Here is a 24,292-nt window from a genome sequence, read left to right as displayed (position 1 = left end):
GAAGGCGTGCTTCCAGGATGTCCGCTCTCATCGATCGCCGGATGCAGGTGCGGGCACTCCACCTCTCTCCCCACCCATCCGCCGAAGAAATCCGTCCCGCATAATCCCTCATTCCAATCGAAGCCCACCGGACGATTTACCATAGAACCTGCGATCTCATGCGTCCCCGGCGCATCCTGAAAGCAAGCCGATTCGTATTAAGAACAGGAAGATCTCTTGGCAGAGTTTAAAAACCCTAATCAGCAGGGCGGAGGCGGGCAGGAAAACCGCTCTCTCTTCGCCATCATGTTCTTCATGATCGCCGTCTTCTTTGGCCTCAGCTACTACCGGCAGAAGACGAATCCGAAGACAGTCTCGCCCAACGCCCCTGCCGCCACGCAGTCAGCCAGGCCGGCCGCGCCTGCGGCTCCATCTGCCCCGGCCGCCACGCCCACGTCTGCGCCTGCACCCGGCAATTCTGCCGCCGCCGCAACTCCCGCAGTTCAGGCCACTGCGGAATCCACCACTGTCATTGAGAACGAGCTCTACCGCATCGAATTCACCAATCGCGGCGCCCAGGTCAAAAGCTGGCTCCTCAAGCAGTACAAGGACTCCGAGGGCCACCCCCTCAACCTCGTCCATACCCAGGCCGCCGATAAGTTCGGCTATCCGCTCTCGCTCCACACCTATGACTCCGGTGTAAACGCCACCCTCTCCCAGTCGCTTTACGTGCCCTCCGCGACCGGCAACCTGACCGCCCCGGCCAAGCTGACCTTCCACTACTCCGCTGGCGGCCTCGACGTTACCAAGACCTTCTCCTTCGACGAGACCTACGTCCTCCACGCCGACGTCCAGGTCCTCCGCAACGGAACCCCCCTCCGGGCCCTCATCTCCTGGCCCGGCGGCTTCGGCGATCAGGACACCGCCCTCGGATACAGTGGCGCCCAGATCGACTACTCCCGCGACGCGAAGGATGAGCACATCGCTGCCAAGAAGGTCTCCGGCGGCGCCACCCTCAACGGTCCCTTCGACTGGGCCGGTGTCAGCGACACCTACTTCGGCGCTATCTTCCTGCCGGACTCGCCCGCCACCTCCACGATGGTCACGCTGCACAACGAGCTTGACGTCGCCAAGACCATCCACCGCTCCGGCTTCGGTTCCACTTCGTCCTCGGCAAAGGCCATCAATGTCTCCATCCTGGGCGCGGCCTTCGGCGACACCAGCGGCCACACCCAGACCCGTATCTTTGTCGGCCCCAAGGCCATCAACGTAATTCGCAACGTCTACGCCACCTCCAGCAACGGCAACAAGATCTCGCTCTCCCCGCTGCTGGAGTTCGGCTTCTGGGGCTCCATCGGCAAGTACCTCTTCCTCGCCCTGCAGTTCATCCATCTGCACGTCATCGCCAACTGGGGATGGGCCATCATCCTGCTGACCCTCATCATCAACATCGTCCAGCTGCCGCTGCGCATCAAGACCATGCGCTCCAGCATCAAGATGATGCGCATTCAGCCCCAGATGGACGCCATCAAGGAGCGCTACAAGAAGTACAAGATCAACGACCCCAAGCGGAACGAGATGAACGCCGAGATCATGAAGCTCCAGAAGGACAACGGGGTCAACATGTTCGGCGGCTGCATTCCCACGCTCATCACGCTGCCGCTCCTGTATGCCTTCTACGCCATGCTGCCGCGCGTCATCGAGCTGCGCCACGCCCACTGGCTCTGGCTGCCGGACCTCACCTCGCCCGACCCGTATTACATCCTTCCCGTCGTCATGGTCATCAGCCAGTTCCTGATGCAGTACTACACGCCTTCTCCGGGGGTCGATCCTCAGCAGCAGAAGATGATGGCCTACTTCATGCCGCTCATCACCGGATACTTCGTCCTCACCTACGCCTCCGGTCTCGGCCTCTACTGGGCCGTCGGCAACTTCTTCGGCATCGCACAGCAATGGATCATGATGAAGTACACCTCCATGGGCCGCGAGATGAAAGAGATCGCCGCCAAACGAGCCCGACGCAAAGCCGGAGCACCCGTCATCCAGGGCAAGCGCTGACCGTACGCCCTGGAAGCATAGCAGTCGAAAACACCATAAGCAAAAGAGGAGACTCCCCACAGAGTCTCCTCTTCTCTTTGCCTCACAGGTTCCTTGAGGGGGACAGGTTCTTTGATCGTGCGAAAGAGGAAGCCACCAGCGAAAGATTCTCAAGGGCGTGTCATCCTGAGCGAAGCGGCAGAGCCGCGAGTCGAAGGATCTGCGTTCCACTCTCCGTACGGCCACCAAACGGGTGCCCCACCTTCGCGAAGCTAAGGTGGGTTTTGCAGGATGTCTCCTCAAGCCGATCACAACGTGGCAAAGGCGGCGGGTGGTCCACCTCTCGATTCTGAGATAGGGGTATCCACCGGCATCCACCAACAAAGCACCCTCTGAACGATGGAAAGAAGTGTCATCCCGGCCGAAGGCGAAGCCGAAGTGGGGGGATCTGCTTCTCTGCCCGATCACGCCAGCGCCAAACCTAACTCCAGCCACACCCCATCTTCCAACCAATTTCCGTATACTAAACAAATCCCAATGGAAGACCTGCAAGCGAAAAAGAAGAGAGTGGCTGATTTCCTTCAGACACTCACCGCACCGGGCCGTTTGAGTCTGAAGTACACGATTCGCGAGACCCCGATTCCCCGCGCCGATGGTTCGACACCCGAGATCGAAGTCGAGTTCAGCGGGCCCGACGTCCCTCTGCTGCTCTCGCGCAACGGTGAGCTTCTGCTCTCGCTCGAGCACGTCGCCGCCAAAATCCTCCGCTATGAACACGAGGAGCACGACCGCATCTCCTTCGATGCCGACAGCTTCAAGGTGCTTCGCCAACGTGAGCTGCAGGTCGCCGCTGAGGTCGCCGTCGAACGCGTCCGCCGCACCGGCCAGCCCTACAGCTTCTCGCCCATGAGCTCCCGTGAGCGCCGCCTTCTGCATCTCGCGCTCGCCTCTTCCGGGCTCTCCACCGCCTCCTCAGGCGAAGGTTCCCGCCGGTTTGTCATTCTCTATCCCGAAGGCGAAAAGCCCCCGGCCGAGCCCTCGCGCGAGGACCGGGCAGCCGTCATCCGTCAGCGCTTTCGCCGTCGCTGAAGACCTGGCCTCCGCGCCAGGGGATCACAGCCGCCCGCTCCCTTATGCCGGCCTCTGAAGCCGCCGCCGCACTGCGCCCACCGCACCCAGAACTCCCGTCGCTACCAGCAGCAGGCTTTCCGGCTCAGGCGTAACCGCCGTGGGAGGTCCACCCGGGTTCCCAGGATTCCCGGGATTCCCAGGATTCCCCGGGGTACCGGGCCCATCCGGATTGCCCGGATTGTCCGGATTCCTCACCCAGGGCGGAGTGCCGCCACCACCCACACCACCGATGCCGCCCCCCAGCCCAGGCATCCAGCCTGTCGGAGGTCCGTCGTTCGAGGCCAACAGGCTCTGCGGCCCCGTCGGATTCATCGTTGGTCCCATCACGTCGTCGCCTTCCAGGCCTCCAGGAAGAAACGCCGGCGCCGGTTCATAGCTGACGGTCCTGCTCAGCTCCACCGGATCGACGGGGAGATCCCCGCAGGCAAACTCCAGCTGGCGCAGCATCTCCTCCCGCGTCATCTTCGGGCGTTGAAGCCGTGCCGGAAGAACCCGCGTGCGTGGATGCGGCCGCTCCGGATGCAGTGCGGCTACCTTGCGATGCACATAACGGTGCACACGATGACGTGCGGCTGCCGCGCGTTTCATCAGGTCCGAGTGCGCAAGCTGGTCGCGATACTCCGCAACCCAACGCTCACACTCGGTCGATGCGTGCACCGGGACACCGGTGACGGCAGAAGCAACGACCAGGAGGAGAACCAGGGCACAAACAATACGAGCCATTCCGAGCAATCCAAAATGCAGGCGGACTTCGCCACCTTGCAGAGTTTTTCTACTGCTCGTACCCTATGCAATCCTCAAGCCAAAGGTGCTTTTCCCGGAAACTGCCCCAAAACGGGTGCAGCTTGCACAGAAAAAGGCAATTTATTTCCCACACTGTGTCTGCAGAAAGAAGGGTTTTTCTGTCGTATCAGGCAAATCGCTGCATATTGCTCATGCGCCCCGGAACAGCCGGAGGAACCACAACCTGGCTCGGCAGAGGAACTTCCACGCTCACAAACCTCTGCCACTCGGCAGATTCGGCAAGCCGCTTCAGCTCGATATTCTTATCCACCAGCATCCGCATCAGCAGCGAACGCACCACCATCGCGCCGTACATCTTCCCCAGCGGGCCCATGCGCAGCGAAAAACGAATCTCGTCGCGCACACGCGTTCCGTCGTCCATCGGGGCAAAGTGATGGTCGTGCTCATAGTGCCGGAAGATTCCTGCCGTCATCACCTCGCGAAAGTGACAGTACGGCCGCACCGTATCCACGCGGCTGATGTGGTCCGTGCCGCTCATCTTCCATCCAAGCTCATCGCCGCACTGCAGCATGCCTTTCGTCGTATCCGGAACCGCAACACCATTCTTCACAACGGGAGAAAAGCCTCTGCTGGTTGCAAGCAGAAAGCAACGTTCCACGGGGGCGTTCACCCATGTGGTCAATCGAAGCGTAATCATAGGGGAGAAACCATCCGGCATTTGTGATGAGGACTGAAGCACCAGGGAGCTACCTCTACAGGTTGGATGCATCCAAAAGAATTTGGGAAGCCAAACCGCCCGGCAACCCCTCCGAATCACCGTTGGAATCCTGACACACTCTGGAACCCGCCACCCGGATAACTCCCCTGCCATCAGTTGCATGATCAGCCCGCCTCGCCACAAAACCGGGCCAGCATTCGCCCCGCCACAAACCGGGTGCCCCGATCTTCGCGGCGAAGCCGCTAAGGTGGGCTTCGCAGGATCTCTCCCTACCCCTACCAACAGCACAGCCAAAAACGGGTGCCCCATCTTCGCGGCGAAGCCGCTAAGGTGGGTTTGCAGGATCTCTCCCTACCCTACCAACAGCACAGCCAAAAACGGGTGCCCCACATCTCGACTCTGAGATGTGGGTTTGCAGGATACAACCGTCACCAGGAAAGGGTCCTCGGAACCAAAACCTTATTTGTAACCGTAAGAGCTACAATTACCGGTCCCCAAGCATCTCCAGCAAAGTATCAAAGTCCTCAAGCCGCGAGTACTCAATAATCACGCGACCCTTGCCCCGCTTGTCCTCGATCTTCACCTTCAAACCCAGCGTCCGCCGCAGCCGGTCCTCTGCCTCGCGAACATTCGGGTCCTGCGGCGGCTCCTCCGGCTTCTGCTTCTTTTCCTTGCTCTCAGGATGGATCAGGCCCTGCACATAGTTTTCGGTCTGCCGGACCGAAAGCGACAAGGCCAGCACCTTCTGAGCCGCCGCCGCAATCGCCTCCTGCGACTCCAGCGCCAGCAGGGTCCGTGCGTGCCCAAAGCTCAGCTCCGCCGTCTCCACCTTCGCCTGTACCGACTCCGGCAGCCGCAGCAGCCGCAGAAAGTTCGCCACCGAGGCGCGGTCCTTGCCCGTCCGCGTCGCCATCTGCTCCTGCGTCAGCTTGAACTCCTGGCTCAGCCGCTGGAACGCCCGCGCCTGTTCCATCGGGTTCAGGTCGGTACGCTGCAGGTTCTCGACGATCGTCATCTCCAGCACCTGCTCATCCGAAACCTGCCGGACGATCGCCGGAATCGTGGCTTTGCCCGCCTTGCGCGAAGCCAGCCACCTCCGCTCGCCCATGATCAGCTGGTAACGCGTCGGATTCTGCCCCGGCCCCTGTGTCGTTGACGCAGGCAGCGGCCTCACCACAATCGGCTGCACCACACCGCTGGCCGCGATCGACTGCGCCAGCTCATTCAGCTGCGCCTCGTCAAAGTGCTTTCGCGTCTGCCAGGGATTGCGCTCTATATGGTCCAGCGAAACCTCCAGCGGCTTCCCCAAAGGCTCGGCGGGAGCAGCAGCGGCAGCGATGGAGCTGACAGGCTGCGCGGCAGGAGCGGCAGGACGCTGCGGCAGAAGGGACTCCAGCCCCTTGCCAAGGGCACGACGTTTGCTATCAGGCGTTGCGGTGGCCATAGGTCAATCTTCTTTCCAGTAATCTGTCATTTCGTCTCTTCTGCACTCAGCATGGCGTTTTCTGCATGCAACACATGCCGTTCTAAACTCAGCATGTTGTTCTAAACACTCGACATGGCGTTCTGAGCAGCTATTCATCCGGGTGCCTATCAATAAGTGTCATCCTGAGCGAAGCCTGAAGGGGCGCAGTCGAAGGATCTGCGTCTCTACACCCCACACTCTCCGCGCAGCCCAAACCTCACTTCTTCCAGAACCGTGACTTCTTCTCCGGCTTCTGAAACGACTTCAGAGCACTTGCCGCCGCGGCCGCCGCAGCCTTGCGGCGCTTTACTTCAGGACTCTCCATGTTATTGCGGGCCAGCAGCTCCAGCGCCAGCTCCCGGTAAGTCTCTGCCCCACGTGACTTCGCGTCATAAAGCGCCACCGGCTTGCCGTGACTCGGGGCCTCCGCCAGGCGCACATTGCGCGGAATCGTCGTCTTCAGCAGCTTGTCGTTGAAATACGCCTTCAGGTTCTCCGTCACCTGCATCGCCAGGTTGGTCCGGTCGTCGTACATCGTCAGCAGGACGCCTTCCAGCGAGAGATTGGGATTGAAGCTAGCGCTCACCCGGTCCATGGTCGACATCAGCTCCGAGATTCCCTCCAGCGCAAAGTACTCCGCCTGCATGGGAACCAGCAGACCATCGGCCGCGACCAAAGCATTCAGGGTCAATAGATCCAGCGCCGGGGGGCAATCCAGCAGAATGAAAGGAAACTGCGCTCGCACCGGGGCCAGAGCCTCCCGCAGCCGGTACTCGCGGCGGTCCGCCGAGATCAGCTCAATCGTCGCTCCCACCAGGTTTTTACTCGAAGGAACCAGCTTCAGGTTCTCGATCTCGGTCGGAAGCACGCTCTCGGCGACCGTGGCATCCCCCAGCAGAAGGTCGTAGGTGCTGTTGCGGTGTTCGTCCTCATCCGTCTGCCGGGCCACGCCCAGCCCTCCCGAGGAGTTAGCCTGCGGATCGCAGTCGATCAGCAGCGTGGGAATCCCCTCCAGCGCGAAGGAGGCCGCCAGATTGATCGCGGTCGTCGTCTTTCCCACGCCACCCTTCTGGTTCACGATGGCGATCACACGGCACGCCTTCGCCGCCGCCTCGGTCTTCGGGTCTACCGTCGTACTGGTGGCGCTGGAACTTGCTCCCGAACCCACAAGGGGTTCTACGGTCGTCGTCTTTGGAGAAGAAGGAAGGGTGGTCATTGCAATAACAAAAGGTTACCGGCGGGGGAACGGAAGAGCAATCCTCTGGCGTTGTGCAGAACCGCCTCTTCCTGTGGAGAACGTGTGGAAGACGGGAAATCCGAGCAAAATGCAGGAGTTTCGGGGCAGCGAATGTGGAAATCGTGCTGCAGGGTCGCCTTCGTCGACACCTCCCGAAGACACTCTCCGTTGTCCATTCTCCCGTTCTCCGTCAGAAGTGTCATCTCGACCGAGGCCCGAAGGGCCGTAGCGGAGAGACCCCACATTTTCCCCTGCCCGCACAAGCATCTGTCTCAAATAGGGCAAACGATCCTGATCAGCAGCGCAAAAATGCGGGGGTTCCTCGACTTCGCTGCGCTTCGCTCGGAATGACACGGTAGGGTGGCAGCTACCCTCATTAAAAGAGGCCGAACACGACTGCATTGTTCCACGTGGAACAGTCCTGGGCGGGCTTCCCTCACTGTATGTTCCACGTGGAACCTTGACGACGATCCCTGAAGGTCTCATTAGGGCAAGAGGGTCCATCCCGTCGCCTCGTTGCAGGTCGATTCAGGCTCCGATAACCCTTGAATGTGTCATCCTGGGCGGAGCTCTCGCGGCCTTATCGCGAGAAGCGTAGTCGAAGGATCTGCGGTTTGCTCGTCTCGGCGACTACTCCATACCGCAGATTCATCCCTCGACTTCGCTCAGGGCAGGCTTTACGCGCTGACGCGCTCCGCTCAGAACGACACGCGGAAAATTAGGGGGTCCATGCAATCAGTAGAGAGATAGTCCGATAATCCTGGAGTGTTCCACGTGGAACATACCCGGACCAGCTCCTAAAGTGTTCCACGTGGAACACTGGCTACCCCAAACCTCAGGAGAAAACTGCCGTGGCTCTCTGGAAGCGGAATTTTCTCCTGGAGGCTGAGCCCTCCGAGAATCTCCGAAGCCCCAGTTGCAAGCAGGAGGATCTGTTGCGCGGCCCGCGAGACCGCTGCGTCCAGCGCAGCCGCCATATGGTCCACGGCCCGCAGGGTAACCGTGTGGAAGGTCCTGTCTGCCGGAAGGTCTTCGGCCCGTCCACCCCAGACCTCGATGTTTTTGAGCCCCAAAGTACGAACGACCTCCCGGAGAAAGGTCGCCTTCTTGTTCTGTGACTCCGCCAGAGTTACAGCGATCGAAGGATGCAGCAGGGCGATCGGAATCCCGGGAAACCCAGCCCCGGAACCCAGATCGAGCAGGGTATCCGGCAGGGGATCTCCAAGGTGCCTGCCGGTAAATAGGCTCTCGCCGAAGTGACGCCGTACCATCTCCTCCGGGTCCCGCACGGCGGTCAGGTTGGTACGGGCGTTCCACTTGGTCAGAAGACCCAGGTAAGCCGACAATTGTAGGGTAAGTTCAGGGGAGATAGGTGAAAGGTAGGGCTGAAGGACCTTTTCGATCTGCGCTTCACTCAGGAGGGACATCGTTCTTTGAGTATCGCAGATGTTCCACGTGGAACATTTTGCGTCCGCGACTGGGAGTCTACCGGGTGCGCGCAAAATACAGGGATTCTTCGCTGCGCCCAGAATGACGGGAATGTGCTGGAGGGGAAGCAAGATTGTTCCACGTGGAACAATCAGGAGTTTCGGACGGCGGAGTCCGGGACGACGGAGGCGTGGATGGCGCGAGGCTTCCATGCCGCTGCTTCCGCGACGAACCGCTCAAAGAGCGCCCGCGAGGCGGCGCTGATCTCGTAGCTGCGCTCCGGATGCCACTGCACACCGAGGACGAAGTGGGCATCGGGGTTCTGCTGGTCCTGCCCGCCCTCCACCGCCTCGACGACGCCATCCTCCGTGCTTCGCGCGACAACGCGCAACCCGTCTCCGGGAATTCCAATGGCCTGGTGGTGGCTGGAGTTGATGGGAAGCCGCGCAAAATCGTCGTGCCGGGGCGCTTCGTCGTCGGAGAGAAGACGGCCTACGATCGAGTCCTGAAGCACGGCTGCGGTATGAGCTACCGCCACGGTTCGTCCTGCGGAGTGGTTAACGGGAACGGGGCTGAGGTCCTGGATAAGCGTGCCCCCGCGCCAGACGTTCAGGGATTGGGTCCCGAAGCAGATGGTGAAGAGCGGCTTGTAGAGGTTATGGGCGTCCTGGATCAGAAGCTCATCGACGTTTTCACGTGCCGGGTCCGCAGGGTTGCACTCCGGAATGGGCTCCTGGCCGAACTTGTGGGGATTGACGTCGGCGGGCGAGCCGGGCAGCAGGACGCCGTGGCAGGTGTTGATCAGGTCGGCGGTCTCGCGGGGAGAGGCGTTCAGCGGAATCTCGATGGGGTCGCCTCCGGCCTTGCGGACGGCCTCGGCATAGGCGGGCCAGGAGCGGGAGTTGTACTCGGGGTTTTGGCTGGTCGGGACGGGAATAGCGATGCGCGGTCTCATGGCGATTGTTTCCATGATACGGCTGACCGCGGCGCTTCAGTCGAGTTCGGGATGGTAGCTGATATAGGTGCGGGTGATGGTGTCCAGAAGCTGTTCGGTAAGAGCGTCGGCATCGCGTGTGGTCAGGCCTGTGGTCGGGATGGGGTCGCCGACGACGACGCAGAGCGGACGCGGGTGCAGGTGGTAGGTGTGCATAGGCAGAAGCTCGTAGGTTCCGACGAGGGTGATGGGGACGAGTGGAACCTGCGCCTTGATGGCCATATAGGCGGCGCCCGAGACGAAGGCTTGGGGGTGCCCGTCCTTTGTGCGGCCGCCTTCGGGGAAGATCACCATGGGCATCCCGCCCTTGAGGGTCTGGACGCAGCGGTTGAGGCTGGCGACGGCGTTGCGCGAGCTGGACTGGTCGACGGGAACCTGGCCGGAGCGGTTGAGATACCAGCCGATGAAGGGAATCTTCCAGAGCGCCTGCTTGGCCATGATGCGGAACTGGAACGGAAGGCGAGCGAAGAGCACGGGGGTGTCGTAGTAACTCAAATGGTTCGCGGCGTAGACGGCGGTCTGGTGGAGGCGGAGCTTCTCCGCGCCGATGAGGGTGACGGGCGAGAGGCTAAGGAGCAGCAGGGTGCGGGCCCAGAGGTGTGCGATGAAGTGCTGCTGCCGTCCGGACTTGTCCCACAGGCCGCAGATGAGCGAAATGCAGCCGAAGAAGGTGGTGGAGGCGGCGATGAGCGGGATCAGGAGCAGGTAGGTGAGCCAGCGGAAGAAGGCCGGCGCGGGCGGCTTGGCGACGGGGGGCCTTTGGGGTGGCTGCTCAAGGCTGGTGGACGGTTCGGGCACGTTTGCTTGGTTTCCTCGGGTTGGGGTTCCTTTGCGGAGTTTAACCGCAGATCCTTCGACTTCGCTCAGGATGACACTCTCTCTCTATTCACTGCTGTGCTTCGTTCCCTGCTGGCTTCGCTCAGGATGATACTTTTTGCGGGATGATGCGCTTGAGCGAAGCTTCTCGATCGGCTTTTGTTCAGCATGACATCTGCAGGCGGCTGCCGGAAATCCTCACTTCGTCGTAGATCGGGATCCATGGTGATGACTATGAGCGACCGAGGATGAGGGTGCGGAGTTCGCCGATGAGGTAGACCGAGCCGGTGGCTACGATGAGGCCGTTGGTGGGTGTCAGTTTGCGGGCCTGGACGAGGGCCTCTTTGAGGCTTGTGGTGATCTCAGCGGGGACTTCGAGGTCGCGGGCCTGGGCGGCGAGGTCTTCGAGCGTGGCGGCGCGGGGACTGTCGATGGGGGCGAGCACGACGTGATCGTGCGAGCGGTCCGGCGAAGAGGCGTCAAAGAGCGGAAGGAGAATCTGGCTCATCTCGCGGAGGTCCTTGTCGCGCAGGCAGGAGAAGAGCAGAGTTCGCGGCATCTCGTCAGGAAGCTGTGCAAGCGCGGCTCGAAGGGTCCAGGCTCCGGCGGGATTGTGGGCGACGTCGAGCAGGACGGGGGCGGAGTCGGGGAGTGAAATCAGCTCCAGGCGGCCGGGCCATTGGGTGTTACGGATGCCTTGTTCGATCTGCGCGTTGGTTATTTTGTAACTTATATGGTTACTTTCTTTCGATTTGTAACCGGTGGGGTTGCGTAATTCTTCGGCTGCGGCGATAGCGAGTGCAATGTTGCGCTGCTGGTGCTGGCCAGCGAGGGGAGAGTCGACGTGCAGCGGCTGGCCGGCGAGGGTGACGGTGTAGCGGTTGCGCGGGAGGGGGACCTCAGGGGCTGAAGCCCCTTCGCGTAATCGGGCTGCGTGCGGCACGGCTGAAGCCGTGCCCTTAACGAGACTATCGGTATCGTGCAGGAGCTTGTCGGCGGTAGGGATGTACTGGGCTGCGTTGACGGCGTGCAGGTCGAGCGTGGCGGCGGCTTCGCCGATGGCCTGGTTGGCCTCGGGGTGTTGCGGGAGCGTGATGAGGGTTCCGTGGTGGCGGAGGATACCGGCCTTTTCGCGGGTGATCTCGGCGATGGTGTTGCCGAGGTAGTCCTGGTGGTCGAGGGAGATGTCAGTGAGGATGGAGAGGATCGGCTCGACGATGTTGGTGGCGTCGAGGCGGCCGCCGAGGCCGACTTCGAGGATGGCTATGTCGACTGGTGCTACGCGCACGGCGGGAGGCGCCTTCGGAGCGGGGGTGGCGGAGTTATTGGTGGCCAATGCGGTGTTGGGGCTGGGCGGACGAACCGCAGATCCTTCGACTGCGGCTTCGCCTTCGCTCAGGATGACAGTTTCTTTCTGTCCTGAGGTTCTTTTCTCTTGAGAGGCATCCTGCGAACCCACCTTAGCGGCTTCGCCGCGAAGATGGGGCACCCGGTTTTGGGGGGCTTCGGTGTGTTGGTCGCCTGCGAAGTAGAGGAAGGCTACGGCAGTGAGGGTTTCGAAGAAGCTGGGGTGCTGGGGGAGCTGGCCGGAGGTGACGAGCTGCTCGGCGGCGGTGTCGACCTGGAAGTAGAGGCGGGCGAAGTCGTCATCGGGAATGGGCTGGCCGTCGATCTGGATGCGCTCGTTGACGCGCGAGAGGTGGGGCGACGTGTAGAGCGCGGTACGGTAGCCAGCGGCGGTGAGGATGCTGGCGAGGGTGGCGGCGGTCGATCCCTTGCCGTTGGTTCCGGCGATCAGGACGGAGGGAAAGCGGGTCTGCGGGTCGCCGAGGGCGTGGGCGAGGGTGCGCATGTGTTCGAGCTCGAACTTGCGACGTGAGGTGGTGAGCTCGAGACCACGAGCGTACAGATGGTCGACCGCTGCTTTGTAGGACATGGGGTCATTTTAATAGGCCGGAGGATGGAGGGTTGCGGGGGGTAGCCCGGCGAGCAAACCGCAGATCCTTCGACTTTCGCTGCGCTTCGCTCAGGATGACACCTATTCTGCCCTATGTATTAGTGGGCGTGGTGTAAGGCAATGACAAATTCAGGTCAGCGGTCGGGGACGGGGTCGAAGCCGCCTTTGGCGAAGGGGTGGCAGCGGGCGATGCGGCGCAGGGTGAGCCAGGAGCCTTTGAAGGGGCCGAAGCGGGCGAGCGCGACGTAGGCGTACTCCGAGCAGGTGGGGAGGTAGAGGCACTGGGAGGGGCTGAGGGCGTGGAGAGCGGGAGACAGCACAGATTTATAGATGCGGAAGAGGATGCGGGCCAGCGGGCTGGGTTCTGGTTCGGGCATGGCCGGTCTTTGGTTTGATTGTAGTTTGGTTTGTGGTGGGTGGATTTGTGGTGGGTGGTCCGAGTTTTGTTCGAATGTCTTATTTCTAAGTTGAGAGGTGTGGTACCGGTGCCTGGTCTGTTGTGTTTGGTTGGCGTGGCATCCTGCAAACCCACCTTAGCGGCTTTGCCGCGAAGATGGGGCACCCGGCAAACCTTAACGTGCAATGGGGAAGAGTAAGTGACCAGGGACAACGGCAGATTTTTCGACTCCGCTTCTCGCGATAAGACTGCGAGAAGCTGCGTTCAGGCTGTTCCCTAAACAGCAAAAGGGCCTCGATCTGAAGAATTCGGATCGAGGCCCTCACAACAGCATCCATCCATTGCCTAGTTGCAGGCCGCCAGGTCGAAGCGGTCCAGGTTCATCACCTTGTTCCAGACCGCCGCGAAGTCCTTGACGAACTTCTCGTGCGAGTCCGCACTGCCGTAGACCTCGGACAGAGCCCGAAGCTGCGAGTTCGAGCCGAAGATAAGGTCGGCGCGTGTTGCCGTCCACCTCACCTCACCTGTCTTCCGGTTTCTTCCCTCAAACGTGTTTTCATCGCTCGAGACCGCCTTCCACACGGTTTTCATATCCAGCAGGTTGACGAAGAAATCGTTGGTCAAGGCCTCGGGCCTGTCTGTGAACACGCCATACCGAGCCTGCCCGTAGTTGATGTTCAGTACGCGCAGGCCGCCGAGCAGCACCGTCAGCTCCGGCGCGGTCAGGCGCAGCAGTTGTGCCTTGTCCAGCAACTCCACTTCGGCGGTTCCGTCGGTCTCCCCGGTCCAATAGGAGCGGAAGCCGTCGGCCTTCGGCTCCAGCAGGGCGAAGGATTCCACGTCGGTCTGCTCCTGCGAAGCGTCCGTGCGGCCCGGTGTGAATGGGACGGTCACGTGGATGCCCGCGTTCTTCGCGGCCTGCTCGACCCCGGCGCAGCCCGCGAGCACGATGAGGTCGGCAAGCGAGATCTTCTTGCCGCCGCTCTGCGCGCCATTGAACTCGTTCTGGATGCCTTCGAGCTTCTTCAGCACCTTTGCCAGCCGTTCGGGCTCATTGACCTTCCAGTCCTTCTGGGGCGCAAGGCGAATGCGCGCGCCGTTGGCGCCGCCGCGCTTGTCGGAGCCACGGAAGGTCGCGGCCGAAGCCCATGCTGTCGAAACAAGCTCCGACACCGTCAGGCCCGAGGCCAGGACCTTCTGCTTGAGCGCGGCGATGTCCTGATCGTTCACCAGGACGTGATCGACGGCGGGAACCGGGTCCTGCCAGATGAGCTCCTCCTTCGGCGCCTCCGGTCCAAGGTAGCGGGAGCGCGGCCCCATATCGCGATGCGTCAGCTTGAACCACGCACGCGCGAAGGCGTCGGCAAACTCCTCCGGGTGCTCGAGGAACCGGCGTGAGATGGGGCCATAGATCGGGTCGAAGCGCAGCGAAAGGTCCGTCGTCAGCATGTTCGGCTGCTTGCGCTTGTTGGGGTCGTGAGCGTCCGGCACCGTGTTGGCGCCTTCGTCGCCCTTGGGCTTCCACTGATGCGCTCCGCCGGGGCTCTTGGTCAGCTCCCACTCGTACTTGAACAGGTGGTCGAAGAACTCGTTCGTCCACTTTGTGGGCTGCGTCGTCCAGGTCACCTCAAGGCCGCTGCCGATGGCGTCGCCCGCAACGCCGGAGGCGTAGGCGTTGCTCCAGCCAAGCCCCTGCTCTTCGATCGTGGTCCCTTCGGGTTCGCGTCCCAGGTGCGTGCCCGGGCCTGCTCCGTGCGTCTTGCCGAAGGTGTGGCCGCCTGCGATCAGCGCGACTGTCTCCTCGTCGTTCATCGCCATGCGGGCAAAGGTCTCGCGGATATCGATCGCCGCCTTCAGCGGGTCCGGTACGCCCTCGGGACCCTCGGGGTTGACGTAGATCAGGCCCATCGTGGTCGCGCCGAACGGGTTTGCGAGATCGCGCTCTCCCGAGTAGCGCTTGTCGGTTCCGAGCCACGTTGTCTCGTGTCCCCAGTTGACGTCCAGATCGGGCTCCCACACATCGGCGCGTCCGCCGGCGAAGCCGAAGGTCTTGAAGCCCATCGACTCCAGGGCGACGTTGCCTGCGAGGATCAGCAGGTCGGCCCACGAGATTTTTTTGCCGTACTTCTGCTTGATGGGCCACAGCAGGCGCCGCGCGCGGTCGAGGTTGACGTTGTCGGGCCAGCTGTTGATCGGAGCAAAACGCTGCTGTCCCCTGCCGCCGCCGCCGCGCCCGTCGAACGTGCGATAGGTTCCGGCGCTGTGCCAGGCCATGCGGACAAACAGCGGTCCATAGTGGCCGAAGTCGGCGGGCCACCAGTCCTGCGAGTCTGTCATCAGGGCCGTCAGGTCCTTCTTCAGGGCTTCATAATCGAGGCTCTGAAACTCCTTCGCGTAATCGAACTCTTCACCCATCGGATCGGACAGCGACGAGTGCGCATGCAGCAGATTCAGGTTCAGTTGATTCGGCCACCAGTCACGGTTCGTTCTTACCGCGGCACCACCGTGAGGGAACGGGCACTTCGCTTCAGTTGACATCGACTTCTCTCCTTCTCCTTCTGTTTCAGCCCTGTGAATGGCTCGCGATTCAGCGCGGCCCGATCGACCCACTGACTCTAGCACCTGAGAAAGCTATAGTTCAAATACCCAAATCGCCTTCCAGGTATAGTCTTTCTCTATGGAATTTCACCAGCTTCGTTACGTCTGCGCCGTGGCCGAGACCGGCAGCTTCAGCCGCGCTGCCGAGCGCTGCCAGATTGCGCAACCATCTCTGTCGCAACAGGTTCTCAAACTCGAGGAGAACCTGGGAGCAAAGCTCTTTGACCGGCTGGGCCGCAGCGTCCGCCTTACCGAGGCGGGTCGCGCCTTTATTCCGCACGCCCGCTCCATCCTGGAGCAGATGGAGACGGCGCGGTCGAGCGTGGCGCAGAAGAACGCCGACGTGCGCGGCAGCGTATCCCTCGGTGTCATCCCTACCATCTCGCCCTACCTGGTGCCTCGGTATACGACCAGCTTTGCGAAGCGATTCCCCGACGCAAAGCTGCGCATCGTCGAAGACGTAACCCCGGTGCTCATCGAGAGCCTGCGCGAGCTGTCCATTGACATCGCCATCCTCGCACTTCCGCTGCGTCACAAAGACCTGGAGCTGTTCCCTCTCAGGACCGAACCGCTCTTTGCCGTGCTGCCCAAGGAGCATCGGCTCGCCGGCGCTGCATCGCTCTCCCTGCGTGACCTGCGCGGCGAGCCCTTTGTGATGCTGCGGGACGGCCACTGCTTCCGCGATCTCAGTCTCGCCACCTGCGCCCGCGCCCGGATCACGCCCAACATTGCCTTTGAGAGCGGACAGTTCAGCAGCCTCTTCGGGATGGTGGCCGCTGGTGTCGGCATCTCGCTCGCGCCTGAGATGGCCGTCGACCGCAACGCCGGCTGTCGCTACATCCGTCTTAGCGACGTGCGGGCAACGCGCACGGTTGTCGCCGCCGTGCTGCGCGGTCGCAGCTTCAACCGTGTGCAGCGCGCTTTTCTGTCAGGGATGCAGAAGTAAATTTGCTTTTTTATCGGAGGTGCTTACTCGAGCTCTTCTTTGCGGCTGGCGTTGGCCTCAGCGGCTAAAGCCGCAATCCAGATGGCGATTCATCGGCACGGCTGAAGCCGTGCCCTTAAGCAATACCCATACGCAGCGCCCTTGAGCAATACCCATACGCAGCGCGCTTAAGCAATACCCATACGCTGTGTCCTGAAGCCGTTGCCTCTCGCGGTCTTATCGCCGGAAGCGGAGTCGAAGGATCTGCGGTTCGTTGGCTCAGTCACCATCCCAAACCGCAGATCCCGTTCGACTTCGCTCAGGGCAGGCTCTTCGACTCCGCGCTGACGCGCTCCACTCAGGATGACACCCACGGAAAACATCTCTCTATGCGCGGATACACCCCAGGTCATGCGTTGCATGTGGGTGAATGGGGTCTATTGTGGCACTCACTCCGTTCGCAGGGCCTGCATGGGATCGACGCGCGAGGCTCTGCGCGCGGGCATGGCTCCTGCTATCAGCGAGCTCAATGCGAGCACGGCGCAGGCTCCAATCAGGATGGCGGGGCTGTAACCGCTCATCTGGTAGAGCTGCGATTGGAGGTAGTGTCCTGCCAGCAGCGCTGCGGGAATTCCCAGCAGCAGGCCGATTCCAGTCTGCATGGCGGCTCCCCGCAGGATGAGGCGAACGACGTCTCCGCGGTCTGCGCCCAGGGCCATGCGCAGCCCGATCTCGGGGACGCGCCTTGCGACTCCATACGCGGTGACGCCGTACAGCCCGATGGAGGCGAGCAGCAGCGCAAGGACGCCGAAGATGATGGTCAGCCGGACGACCAGCGTCTGCTGGGTATAGTAGTTGCCAACCTGTTCGTCGTAGGTGGTCAGGGAACGAATGGGAATATCGGCGTCGACCTGCTGGAGCACGCGGCGCACGGCCGCCATGGCCGCTCCGGCATCGCCGTCGTAGCGAACGACGATGTTTGAGGCGAAGTGCTTGTACTGCTCATTCTTCGTCGCCTGGTCGCGGATCGTCTGCGGAGCGTTGACGTGCTGATAGTCCGTCGTCTGCGACATCGGCGTGAAGAACATGGGACGGGTCGGCTTCGAGGGGTCGCCATACTTGGAGTCGTCGACGACGCCGACGATCTCGAACTCGGTCGATACGCGCCGGTCGGGACCGAAGAGGACGCCGATGGGCTGCTTGCCGTTGAGGAACTTGTTCACGAACATCCGGTTGACGACGGCGACGTGACGGCTGGTGGAGGTGTCCTCATCGGTGAAGGTGCGGCCATCGAGAACGCGGGTTCCCACTGCGTCGAAGAACCGCGGTGAGACTGCGGAATAGCTTGCATTGAACTTTGCGTTCGGATCGCCGCCGTTGATCGCCACGCCTTGACTCCAGTTGTTGTAGGACATAGGACTGTACGTTGCGTAAGCCGCATCATGCAGACTGGGCACAGCGGCGAACGCCTGGTCCAGCTGGCGGTAGAGATTGTCGAGCTGGTCGTAACGATAGCCCGCTGCCTGAAGATCGATAAACGCGATCAGCCTGCCGTGCGTCTCGAAGTGATAATCCTGGTGCTGGAGCCGCTGCAGGCTGAGGATCAGCAATCCGGAGGTGCTGAGTAGTGCCACCGAAAGGGCTGCCTGCACGATGACCAGCGCACGCTGCAGCCCGCTGATATTGCCGATGGTCCGATTGGCGCCGCGCAGAGCGTCGGCGGGGTCCAGCCGCGAGGCCAGCAGCGCAGGCGCGATTCCAAAGAGGATGCCGGTGAGCCCGGAGACGGCGAGAGCGAAGAGCAGCACGGGCAGCGACGGGCTGGCGCTGAGCGGATCGATCGAGACGCCGCGCATCACCACCGCAAGGATCGCCTTGACCCCGGCGTATGCCACGAGGAGTCCGGAGATCCCGCCGAAGACGGCGAGGGTGACGGATTCGACCAGCATCTCGCGAATGAGGCGGGACCGCGGGGCTCCGAGGGCGCAGCGGATGCTGAGCTCCTGGCGCCGGGCCACACCGCGCACCAGCATCAGGTTGGCCAGGTTGGCGCAGGCGATGACGAGAACAAAGGCAGCGATCAGTTGCAGGAGGATCAGGCTCTTCTCATAGTTGTCGCGAAGGTTGTTGATGCCGTCGCTTGCGGGAGCAAGCTCGGTGGTCTGCTTGGCGATATCGGCTTCGGTGTCGCGCGATTGCGGGTCGCGATTGGTGCGCAGCCAACGGACGAGCTCCACCCGCATGGCGCTCTCCGCCGGGGCTACGTTGTTTTTGTTGCTGATCCGGGCGAGCAGGTCGAGCCAGTGCGCGTTCGGTGTTTTGTAAAGCTGACGTATCGGGTTGAAGATGGGCTCCTGCGCGAGAGGAACCCAGACGCCTGCCGGGTCGGCGGAGTTTCTGTCCCCGAAGAAGCCCTCCGGGGTGATGCCGACGATGGTGACGGGATGACCTGTCAGCGTGATAGTCGAGCCGACCAGCGCGGGGTCCTGATGGAACTTCAGCTTCCACACGGCATCGCTGACGACGGCGACGGGAGCCGCTCCCTCGCGGTCGTCCTTCGGGGTCAGCAGCCGACCCGTCATCGGCCTTACGCCCAGCACGGAGAAGTAGTTGCCGGAGACAAAGCGCAGATCGAGCGTCTGGGCGGCTGCATCTCCTGGAATCCGCGCTCCGACCGTCGTTGTGCCAGCCTCCACTGCGGCCAGGCCGTCGATGCCCGGGGTCTGGTCGCGCAGCGTGCGGTAGAGATCGTAGGAGAAGATGCGCCAGTCCGTCTGCAGACCGCCGTCGACGCAGCACTCGATCTCCTTGCCGACCTTATAGAGCTGCTCGGGGTGGTCGACCGGCAGGGAGCGGAGGATGACCTGATAGCTCAGCGTGAAGATGGCCGTGGTCGCACCGATGCCCAGGGTCAGGGTCAGCAATGCCGGCAGCGTGAATCCGGGCGATCTTCTCAGCCGTCGTAGACCGTGACGAATATCCTGCAGGATCGATCCCATCCCATGCACCTCGCTGGCGTTTTCTGTTCTTGTCCGAGATGCAAATGGGTCGCCAAAAGCCGGTGGGCGGAAGGGCTTGAAGAATCATCGCTTTTCGTGGAGGGTGACCGCCCCTTTGCGGTGTGCGGTTGTTCGCTTCAGGACAATGGCGTCCGGTATCGGACAGCGGTGGGCTGGTTTTGGTCCCCATTTCTATGGGTGGCATCGTTGGCGAAGAATCGGCTGTCTGCCTGGACTCAGCGGCCATCCCGAACCGCAGATCCTTCGACTTCGCGCCTTGCGGTAAGACTGCAAGGTGCTTCGCTCAGGATGACACAGTTTGAGTAGTCGACAGGATGAAGACGGTTCGAGCTTCGCTCGAATGCCCACCTTCGCGACGATGGGGCTGTCGCGAAGATGGGGCACCCGGATTTTGGGCTTGGCGGGAGAGGGGGCTGCGGGACTGGCAAACCGCAGATCTCAGAACTCGATGCCGCGCTGGGCCAGGATCCCCTTCTGGTAGGCGTGTTTGACCTCGCGCATCTCGGTGACGGTGTCGGCCAGCTCGATCAGGGTGGGGTGGGCGTTGCGCCCGGTCAGGATGACGTGGACCATCTCGGGCTTCTTGCGGAGGACCTCGGCAACCTTTTCGGGGTCGAGCATCCTGTAGCCGATGGCGTAGTTGATCTCGTCGAGCACGACCAGGTCCCAGTCGCCGGAGAGGATGGCGGCGGCTGCCTCGGACCAGGCCTCTTCGACGAGGCGGAGGTCTTCGGGGTCGGTTTCGGCGCCGCCTACCTTAACGAAGCCGCGGCCCAACTGGCGGATGACGATGGCGGGATCGTCGGGAGTGCCGAAGGTTTTGCCGAGAGCCTCGATGGCGTCCAGTTCGCCGTAGTGCCAGGAACCCTTGAGGAACTGCAGGATAAGAACGCGCATGCCATTACCGACGGCGCGAAGGCAGGTTCCGAAAGAGGCAGTGGTCTTACCTTTGCCTGGGCCGGTGTTGATAAGAATGAGTCCGCGGCGAGAGGTTTCAGTCATCCTGACGGAAGGATACAGGAGAGATAAGCGATGATGGGTACGAGTGGATGGAAAGCCGGTCCCCTGGAAATCCGGCTCGCGGGCAGGATCAAATAGAAGTGCCGGTACCTACAAAATGAATCGCCGGGAAGCCTCCCCAGTCCGAAAAAAGTGCGACTCCTGCGAACTGCAGCACGATTTAGAACGTAAAAGCGTTTGGCGACGGTTTCGAAAGTGCATTCGGTTGCATACTTAAGTTACCTCTTCTATTACTTTTGATGTGTCGGCCGGGTACCGAACAGGTTCTCCGGAGGATCGTTCGGAATGGAACGGGGACAGGGATCCATAAAAATATGCACAAATTTTTCTCTCTCATGGTGTCAGTGATTGCAAGATGCAAGCCTTATCTGCCGGTGGGCCTCTGCCTGTTTTCTTTAACCTGCCTTGCGCAATCGCCGCAGGGAACGATCGCCGGTACGATCACGGACGCCTCGGGCGCTGCGATTGCGGGAGCCGCTGTAACTGCGGTTTCGCTGCAGACGAACGACACGCGCACGGCGACGACGAACGGCGCCGGTGCGTATCGCATCGAGGCTGTGCTTCCGGGCGACTACAAGATTTCGGCGACGGCGGAGAGCTTCGGGACGACGTCTGCTCCCAGCGCTCATGTAACCAGCTCTGTGGTGACTTCGGTGAATCTGGTGCTGCAGGCCGGCGGTGCGACCGCCTCGGTCGATGTCTCGGCTGAGGGCGAGCTGCTGCGCACGGACAGTGGTGAGCTGAGCAATACGCTCAATATGCAAGAGGTCCAGACGCTGCCTGTTTCCAGCCTGAATCCTTATGCACTGGCAACCACGCTGCCGGGTGTATCCATGGTTAAGACGGTTGACCTGACGAATGGAACTTCGTTCTCAGTCAACGGCTCGCGCCCGCGCGATAACAACTTTCTTATTGAAGGAATGGACAACAACGACCAGGGCCTTCACGGGCAGGCGTTCCAGCCTGCGAATACCGAGGCGATCGAAGAAGTTACGTTCCTCCTTAATTCCTTCTCTTCCGAGTTTGGCCATGGAGGATCTGTTTCCAACCTGATTTACCGCAGCGGAAGCAATCAGTTCCACGGAGCCGTATGGGACCGCTTACTCAACTCTTCTTTGAATGCGACCGACCACGCGGATGTTCTGGCCGGCAACCCGAAGAATAAATCGCGAGAGAACATCTTTGGCTTCAGGATTGGGGGACCGATCGTAAAGGATCGCGCCTTCTTCTTTGTATCGACGCAATGGGATCGTTTACGGCAGACAGCAAACCTTGGTGTTCTGACCCTTCCGACCCCTGCGGGATATGCGAAGCTGCAGCAGTATTCGTCCAATCCTCGCATTGCGAATCTGCTCAAGGCGTATGGGGATCTTCGGGGTACCAATCCCAACTTTGCCAAGACGCTGGCTTTAGGAAAGGATCCTGTAACTCAGATCGATCGAGGCACGGTGGATTTTGCCGGAGTCCAGCGGAGCCTGGGAAGCCAGGTGAACAGCTATGAGCTGGTGGCCAAGGTCGACGTTAATCTGAGACCGTCGGATAAGTTGCAGATGCGCTATATTCACGCTCCGCAGAATACTCCGTACGACACGCAGAACTTTCCGAACCAGCTTCCAGGGTTCGACACGCAGCAATCGGGAATCGTCGATAACGCTGGACTGACAGAAACACATATCTTCAGCTCCAATCTGCTGAATGAGCTTCGTCTGTCGTGGAGCCGTATCGGCTTCACGTTCGGTCTTCGTCCGGAGACTGCTGCGAACCCATTGGCTCAAATACCGGCAGTTTCGATTGCTGGAGTTACCGGCTTCGGCGTTCCGGCCGGATCCGTTCCGCAAGGGCGGTTCCACAATACTTATCAGTTGCAGGACGCGGTGAGCTGGACCCATGGGAAGCATTCCCTCAAGGTGGGCTTCGACGTTGCCGATATCCGAATTCGTGATCAAATTCCCTTCAACTACATGGGATCGATCGCTTATTCCGACTCGATCGCGGCCGGGTACCGCTCCCTTGGCAATTATCTGGATGACTTTGGGGGCAGCAGTACAAATAGCGGAGCGAATATCCAATTCGGCAATCCGATCGCGAGGCCGCAGATCTGGTCGCAGAATTACTATGCCCAGGATACCTGGAAGATGATGCCGAATCTATCAATGGATTTTGGCGTCCGCTATGAATACAACGGCACTCCCTTCAATTCTCTCGGCTACCCTGGATTCAATTCTTCCGATCCGGCATGCTTTCCCTGCAATGTTCGCCAGCAGGGTGACAGAAACAACATCGCTCCCAGAATAGGCTTCAACTATTCTCCATTCGCTAAAGGCAAGACGGTCATCAGCGGCGGATTCGGTCTTTTCTACGATCACATCTTCAGCAATATCATTGCGAATATTCAGGGAAGTTCTCCGAACGCGGCGACCAAGCTGATACTGAATAGCCGCAACTCGCCTCGAGGAACTGCAGACTGGTCCGGCGTACTGGATCGGATCACCAATAAGAATCCTCTGCCGACCGATACTTCGAATGTGATTACCAGTCATCTTCTGGACCCGGAAAACTATCAATGGAATCTGAGGGTGCAGCAGGAGCTCCCCGCAGATTTCGTACTTTCCGTGGCGTATGTAGGGAACAGGGGCGTCCATCAATACGCCACGACGGAATTTAACCCGCGACAGTCCGGTGGACCACGGCTCTTTCCCACGCGAGGGCGAATCATCCGGGAAGATAATACGAATGATTCGATGTACCACGCCGGACAGGTCAACCTCGAACACAAGATGCAGCATGGGGTGATGCTGCGGGCGGCTTATACCTTTGCGAAGAATATGGACACGGGTTCGGAGCTGTTTACGCCTTCCGATGGAAACTGGTCGACGTACGCAGAACGTCAATACCCAAATCCGAGGGGTCTGGAATGGGGACCGTCTGCCTTTGATAATCGGCATGTATTCTCCCTGACCTATCTGTACAACCCTCCGGTATGGCATGCGGAAGGCTCAAAGCGATTTGCAGCAGCAGTGGCAAATCACTGGACGATTGCGGGAATTACCTCCATGTATAGCGGATCACCCATCAACGTTGAGACCAGTGATATCTATGACTGGAATGGGGACGGGATTGGGAACGACCGGCCCATGCTGGCGAATCCAAAGGCTCCGATAGGAACTTATGCAATTCACGCAGACGATTTTTTTGATCCTTCTCCGGGAGGATATTGCGATGGCGCTTATGCTTTCACCACGAACGACGATTGCCATCCTGTAACGCTGGATCAGGTTCATTGGGTTTTAGCTCCCTATCTGACCCAGGGCCACGACATCCGGCGCAATTCGCTTTATTCTCCGTTCAACCAGCAATGGGACATGTCGGTGCAACGTGGGTTTCATATCGGGGAACGTCACACCATCGATTTCCGTGCGGAGTCGTTCAATGTGTTCAACCATGCTCTGACGAATCAGCCTGCGACAGGGAGTCAGCCTGCTCACATCGTGAACTCCACGCTAACCAGCGGCATTCTGGCTCCCGGTCAGGGAACATCCACCTTCCTTAACTATGGCCTGACACATTCAGGAGGACGCACACTGCGGTTCCTGCTGAAGTACAGCTTCTAAGGTTGTGTGGGTATGAAGGGCGCTCTTTGGGAGCGCCCTTTTTGTTTTGGAGCGGGGGCGTTGTCGGTGATCGTCTTTACAAAATCGAGGAAGACGAAGCATCCCGTTGTTTCCGGGATGCGGGTGGGAGCCATTCGACTCAGGCTTGGTTAGGCTTAAGAGATCATGCGAATTTGCCGGGCTGGTCTTTTCCTTCTTCTGTTTGCAGTATGTCT

At 60.7% G+C, this 24,292-nt stretch carries 17 protein-coding genes; 4 read left to right on the top strand and 13 right to left on the bottom strand.

Going from position 1 to position 24,292, the window contains the following annotated elements; genetic code table 11:
- Positions 1–216 precede the first annotated feature (216 nt).
- Together yidC and GWR55_RS13935 are read left to right on the top strand one after the other, a co-directional pair.
- A complete protein-coding gene (gene yidC, locus GWR55_RS13940) occupies positions 217–2,037 on the top strand; it encodes a membrane protein insertase YidC (RefSeq protein ID WP_162402796.1) in 1,821 nt (606 codons plus the stop codon).
- A gap of 546 nt (positions 2,038–2,583) precedes the next feature.
- The gene (locus GWR55_RS13935) at positions 2,584–3,105 is read left to right on the top strand and encodes a R3H domain-containing nucleic acid-binding protein (protein ID WP_238398424.1); all 522 of its coding nucleotides are present in this window, start codon (positions 2,584–2,586) and stop codon (positions 3,103–3,105) included.
- A 42-nt stretch (positions 3,106–3,147) separates the two neighbouring features.
- On the opposite strand, the gene GWR55_RS13930 is transcribed toward GWR55_RS13935, so the two are convergent.
- The 10 genes from GWR55_RS13930 to katG form a co-directional block, all read right to left on the bottom strand.
- On the bottom strand, positions 3,148–3,870 hold the full coding sequence (locus GWR55_RS13930; RefSeq protein WP_162400420.1) for a PEP-CTERM sorting domain-containing protein: 723 nt from the start codon (positions 3,868–3,870) through the stop codon (positions 3,148–3,150).
- A 187-nt stretch (positions 3,871–4,057) separates the two neighbouring features.
- A complete protein-coding gene (locus GWR55_RS13925) occupies positions 4,058–4,588 on the bottom strand; it encodes a hypothetical protein (protein ID WP_162402794.1) in 531 nt (176 codons plus the stop codon).
- Positions 4,589–5,093: 505 nt separating this feature from the next.
- A complete protein-coding gene (locus tag GWR55_RS13920; protein WP_162402793.1) occupies positions 5,094–6,053 on the bottom strand; it encodes a ParB/RepB/Spo0J family partition protein in 960 nt (319 codons plus the stop codon).
- Between the two features lie 238 nt (positions 6,054–6,291).
- Positions 6,292–7,290, bottom strand: a complete 999-nt coding sequence (locus GWR55_RS13915; protein WP_162402792.1) for a ParA family protein — start codon at positions 7,288–7,290, stop codon at positions 6,292–6,294.
- Between the two features lie 818 nt (positions 7,291–8,108).
- Positions 8,109–8,738, bottom strand: coding sequence for a 16S rRNA (guanine(527)-N(7))-methyltransferase RsmG (rsmG, locus tag GWR55_RS13910; protein ID WP_162402791.1), 630 nt, complete (start codon positions 8,736–8,738; stop codon positions 8,109–8,111).
- Between the two features lie 152 nt (positions 8,739–8,890).
- Positions 8,891–9,694, bottom strand: coding sequence for a gamma-glutamyl-gamma-aminobutyrate hydrolase family protein (locus tag GWR55_RS13905; protein WP_162402790.1), 804 nt, complete (start codon positions 9,692–9,694; stop codon positions 8,891–8,893).
- 36 nt (positions 9,695–9,730) lie between these two features.
- Complete coding sequence (locus tag GWR55_RS13900) at positions 9,731–10,531, bottom strand: 1-acyl-sn-glycerol-3-phosphate acyltransferase (RefSeq protein WP_162402789.1); 801 nt, start codon at positions 10,529–10,531, stop codon at positions 9,731–9,733.
- Between the two features lie 250 nt (positions 10,532–10,781).
- Positions 10,782–12,485 carry a folylpolyglutamate synthase/dihydrofolate synthase family protein gene (locus GWR55_RS13895; protein WP_238398423.1) on the bottom strand — a complete coding sequence of 568 codons (1,704 nt, stop codon included), beginning with the start codon at positions 12,483–12,485 and terminating at the stop codon, positions 10,782–10,784.
- Positions 12,486–12,640: 155 nt separating this feature from the next.
- The gene (gene yidD / locus GWR55_RS13885; protein WP_162402788.1) at positions 12,641–12,883 is read right to left on the bottom strand and encodes a membrane protein insertion efficiency factor YidD; all 243 of its coding nucleotides are present in this window, start codon (positions 12,881–12,883) and stop codon (positions 12,641–12,643) included.
- 365 nt (positions 12,884–13,248) lie between these two features.
- On the bottom strand, positions 13,249–15,441 hold the full coding sequence (katG, locus tag GWR55_RS13880) for a catalase/peroxidase HPI (protein ID WP_162402787.1): 2,193 nt from the start codon (positions 15,439–15,441) through the stop codon (positions 13,249–13,251).
- 139 nt (positions 15,442–15,580) lie between these two features.
- On the opposite strand from katG, the gene GWR55_RS13875 reads away from it, so the two are divergent.
- Entirely contained in the window at positions 15,581–16,447 is an 867-nt protein-coding gene (locus GWR55_RS13875; RefSeq protein ID WP_162402786.1) for a LysR family transcriptional regulator, read from the top strand.
- 167 nt (positions 16,448–16,614) lie between these two features.
- Here GWR55_RS13875 and GWR55_RS13870 read toward each other — a convergent pair whose 3' ends face one another.
- The 3 genes from GWR55_RS13870 to cobO all read right to left on the bottom strand — a co-directional run bounded on the left by GWR55_RS13870 (position 16,615) and on the right by cobO (position 20,448).
- Positions 16,615–16,848 (bottom strand): hypothetical protein, encoded by a 234-nt coding sequence (locus GWR55_RS13870; RefSeq protein ID WP_162402785.1) that lies wholly within the window; start codon positions 16,846–16,848, stop codon positions 16,615–16,617.
- 27 nt (positions 16,849–16,875) lie between these two features.
- Positions 16,876–19,425, bottom strand: a complete 2,550-nt coding sequence (locus GWR55_RS13865) for an ABC transporter permease (protein WP_162402784.1) — start codon at positions 19,423–19,425, stop codon at positions 16,876–16,878.
- A 459-nt stretch (positions 19,426–19,884) separates the two neighbouring features.
- Positions 19,885–20,448 (bottom strand): cob(I)yrinic acid a,c-diamide adenosyltransferase, encoded by a 564-nt coding sequence (cobO, locus tag GWR55_RS13860; RefSeq protein ID WP_162402783.1) that lies wholly within the window; start codon positions 20,446–20,448, stop codon positions 19,885–19,887.
- Between the two features lie 362 nt (positions 20,449–20,810).
- On the opposite strand from cobO, the gene GWR55_RS13855 reads away from it, so the two are divergent.
- Entirely contained in the window at positions 20,811–24,077 is a 3,267-nt protein-coding gene (locus tag GWR55_RS13855) for a TonB-dependent receptor (RefSeq protein WP_162402782.1), read from the top strand.
- The last annotated feature ends 215 nt before the right edge of the window (positions 24,078–24,292 follow it).

The organism is Edaphobacter sp. 12200R-103 (assembly GCF_010093025.1).
Lineage (GTDB): Bacteria > Acidobacteriota > Terriglobia > Terriglobales > Acidobacteriaceae > Edaphobacter.
The sequence above is the reverse complement of the archived record's forward strand: the minus strand, read 5'-3'. Positions and strand labels throughout refer to the sequence as shown.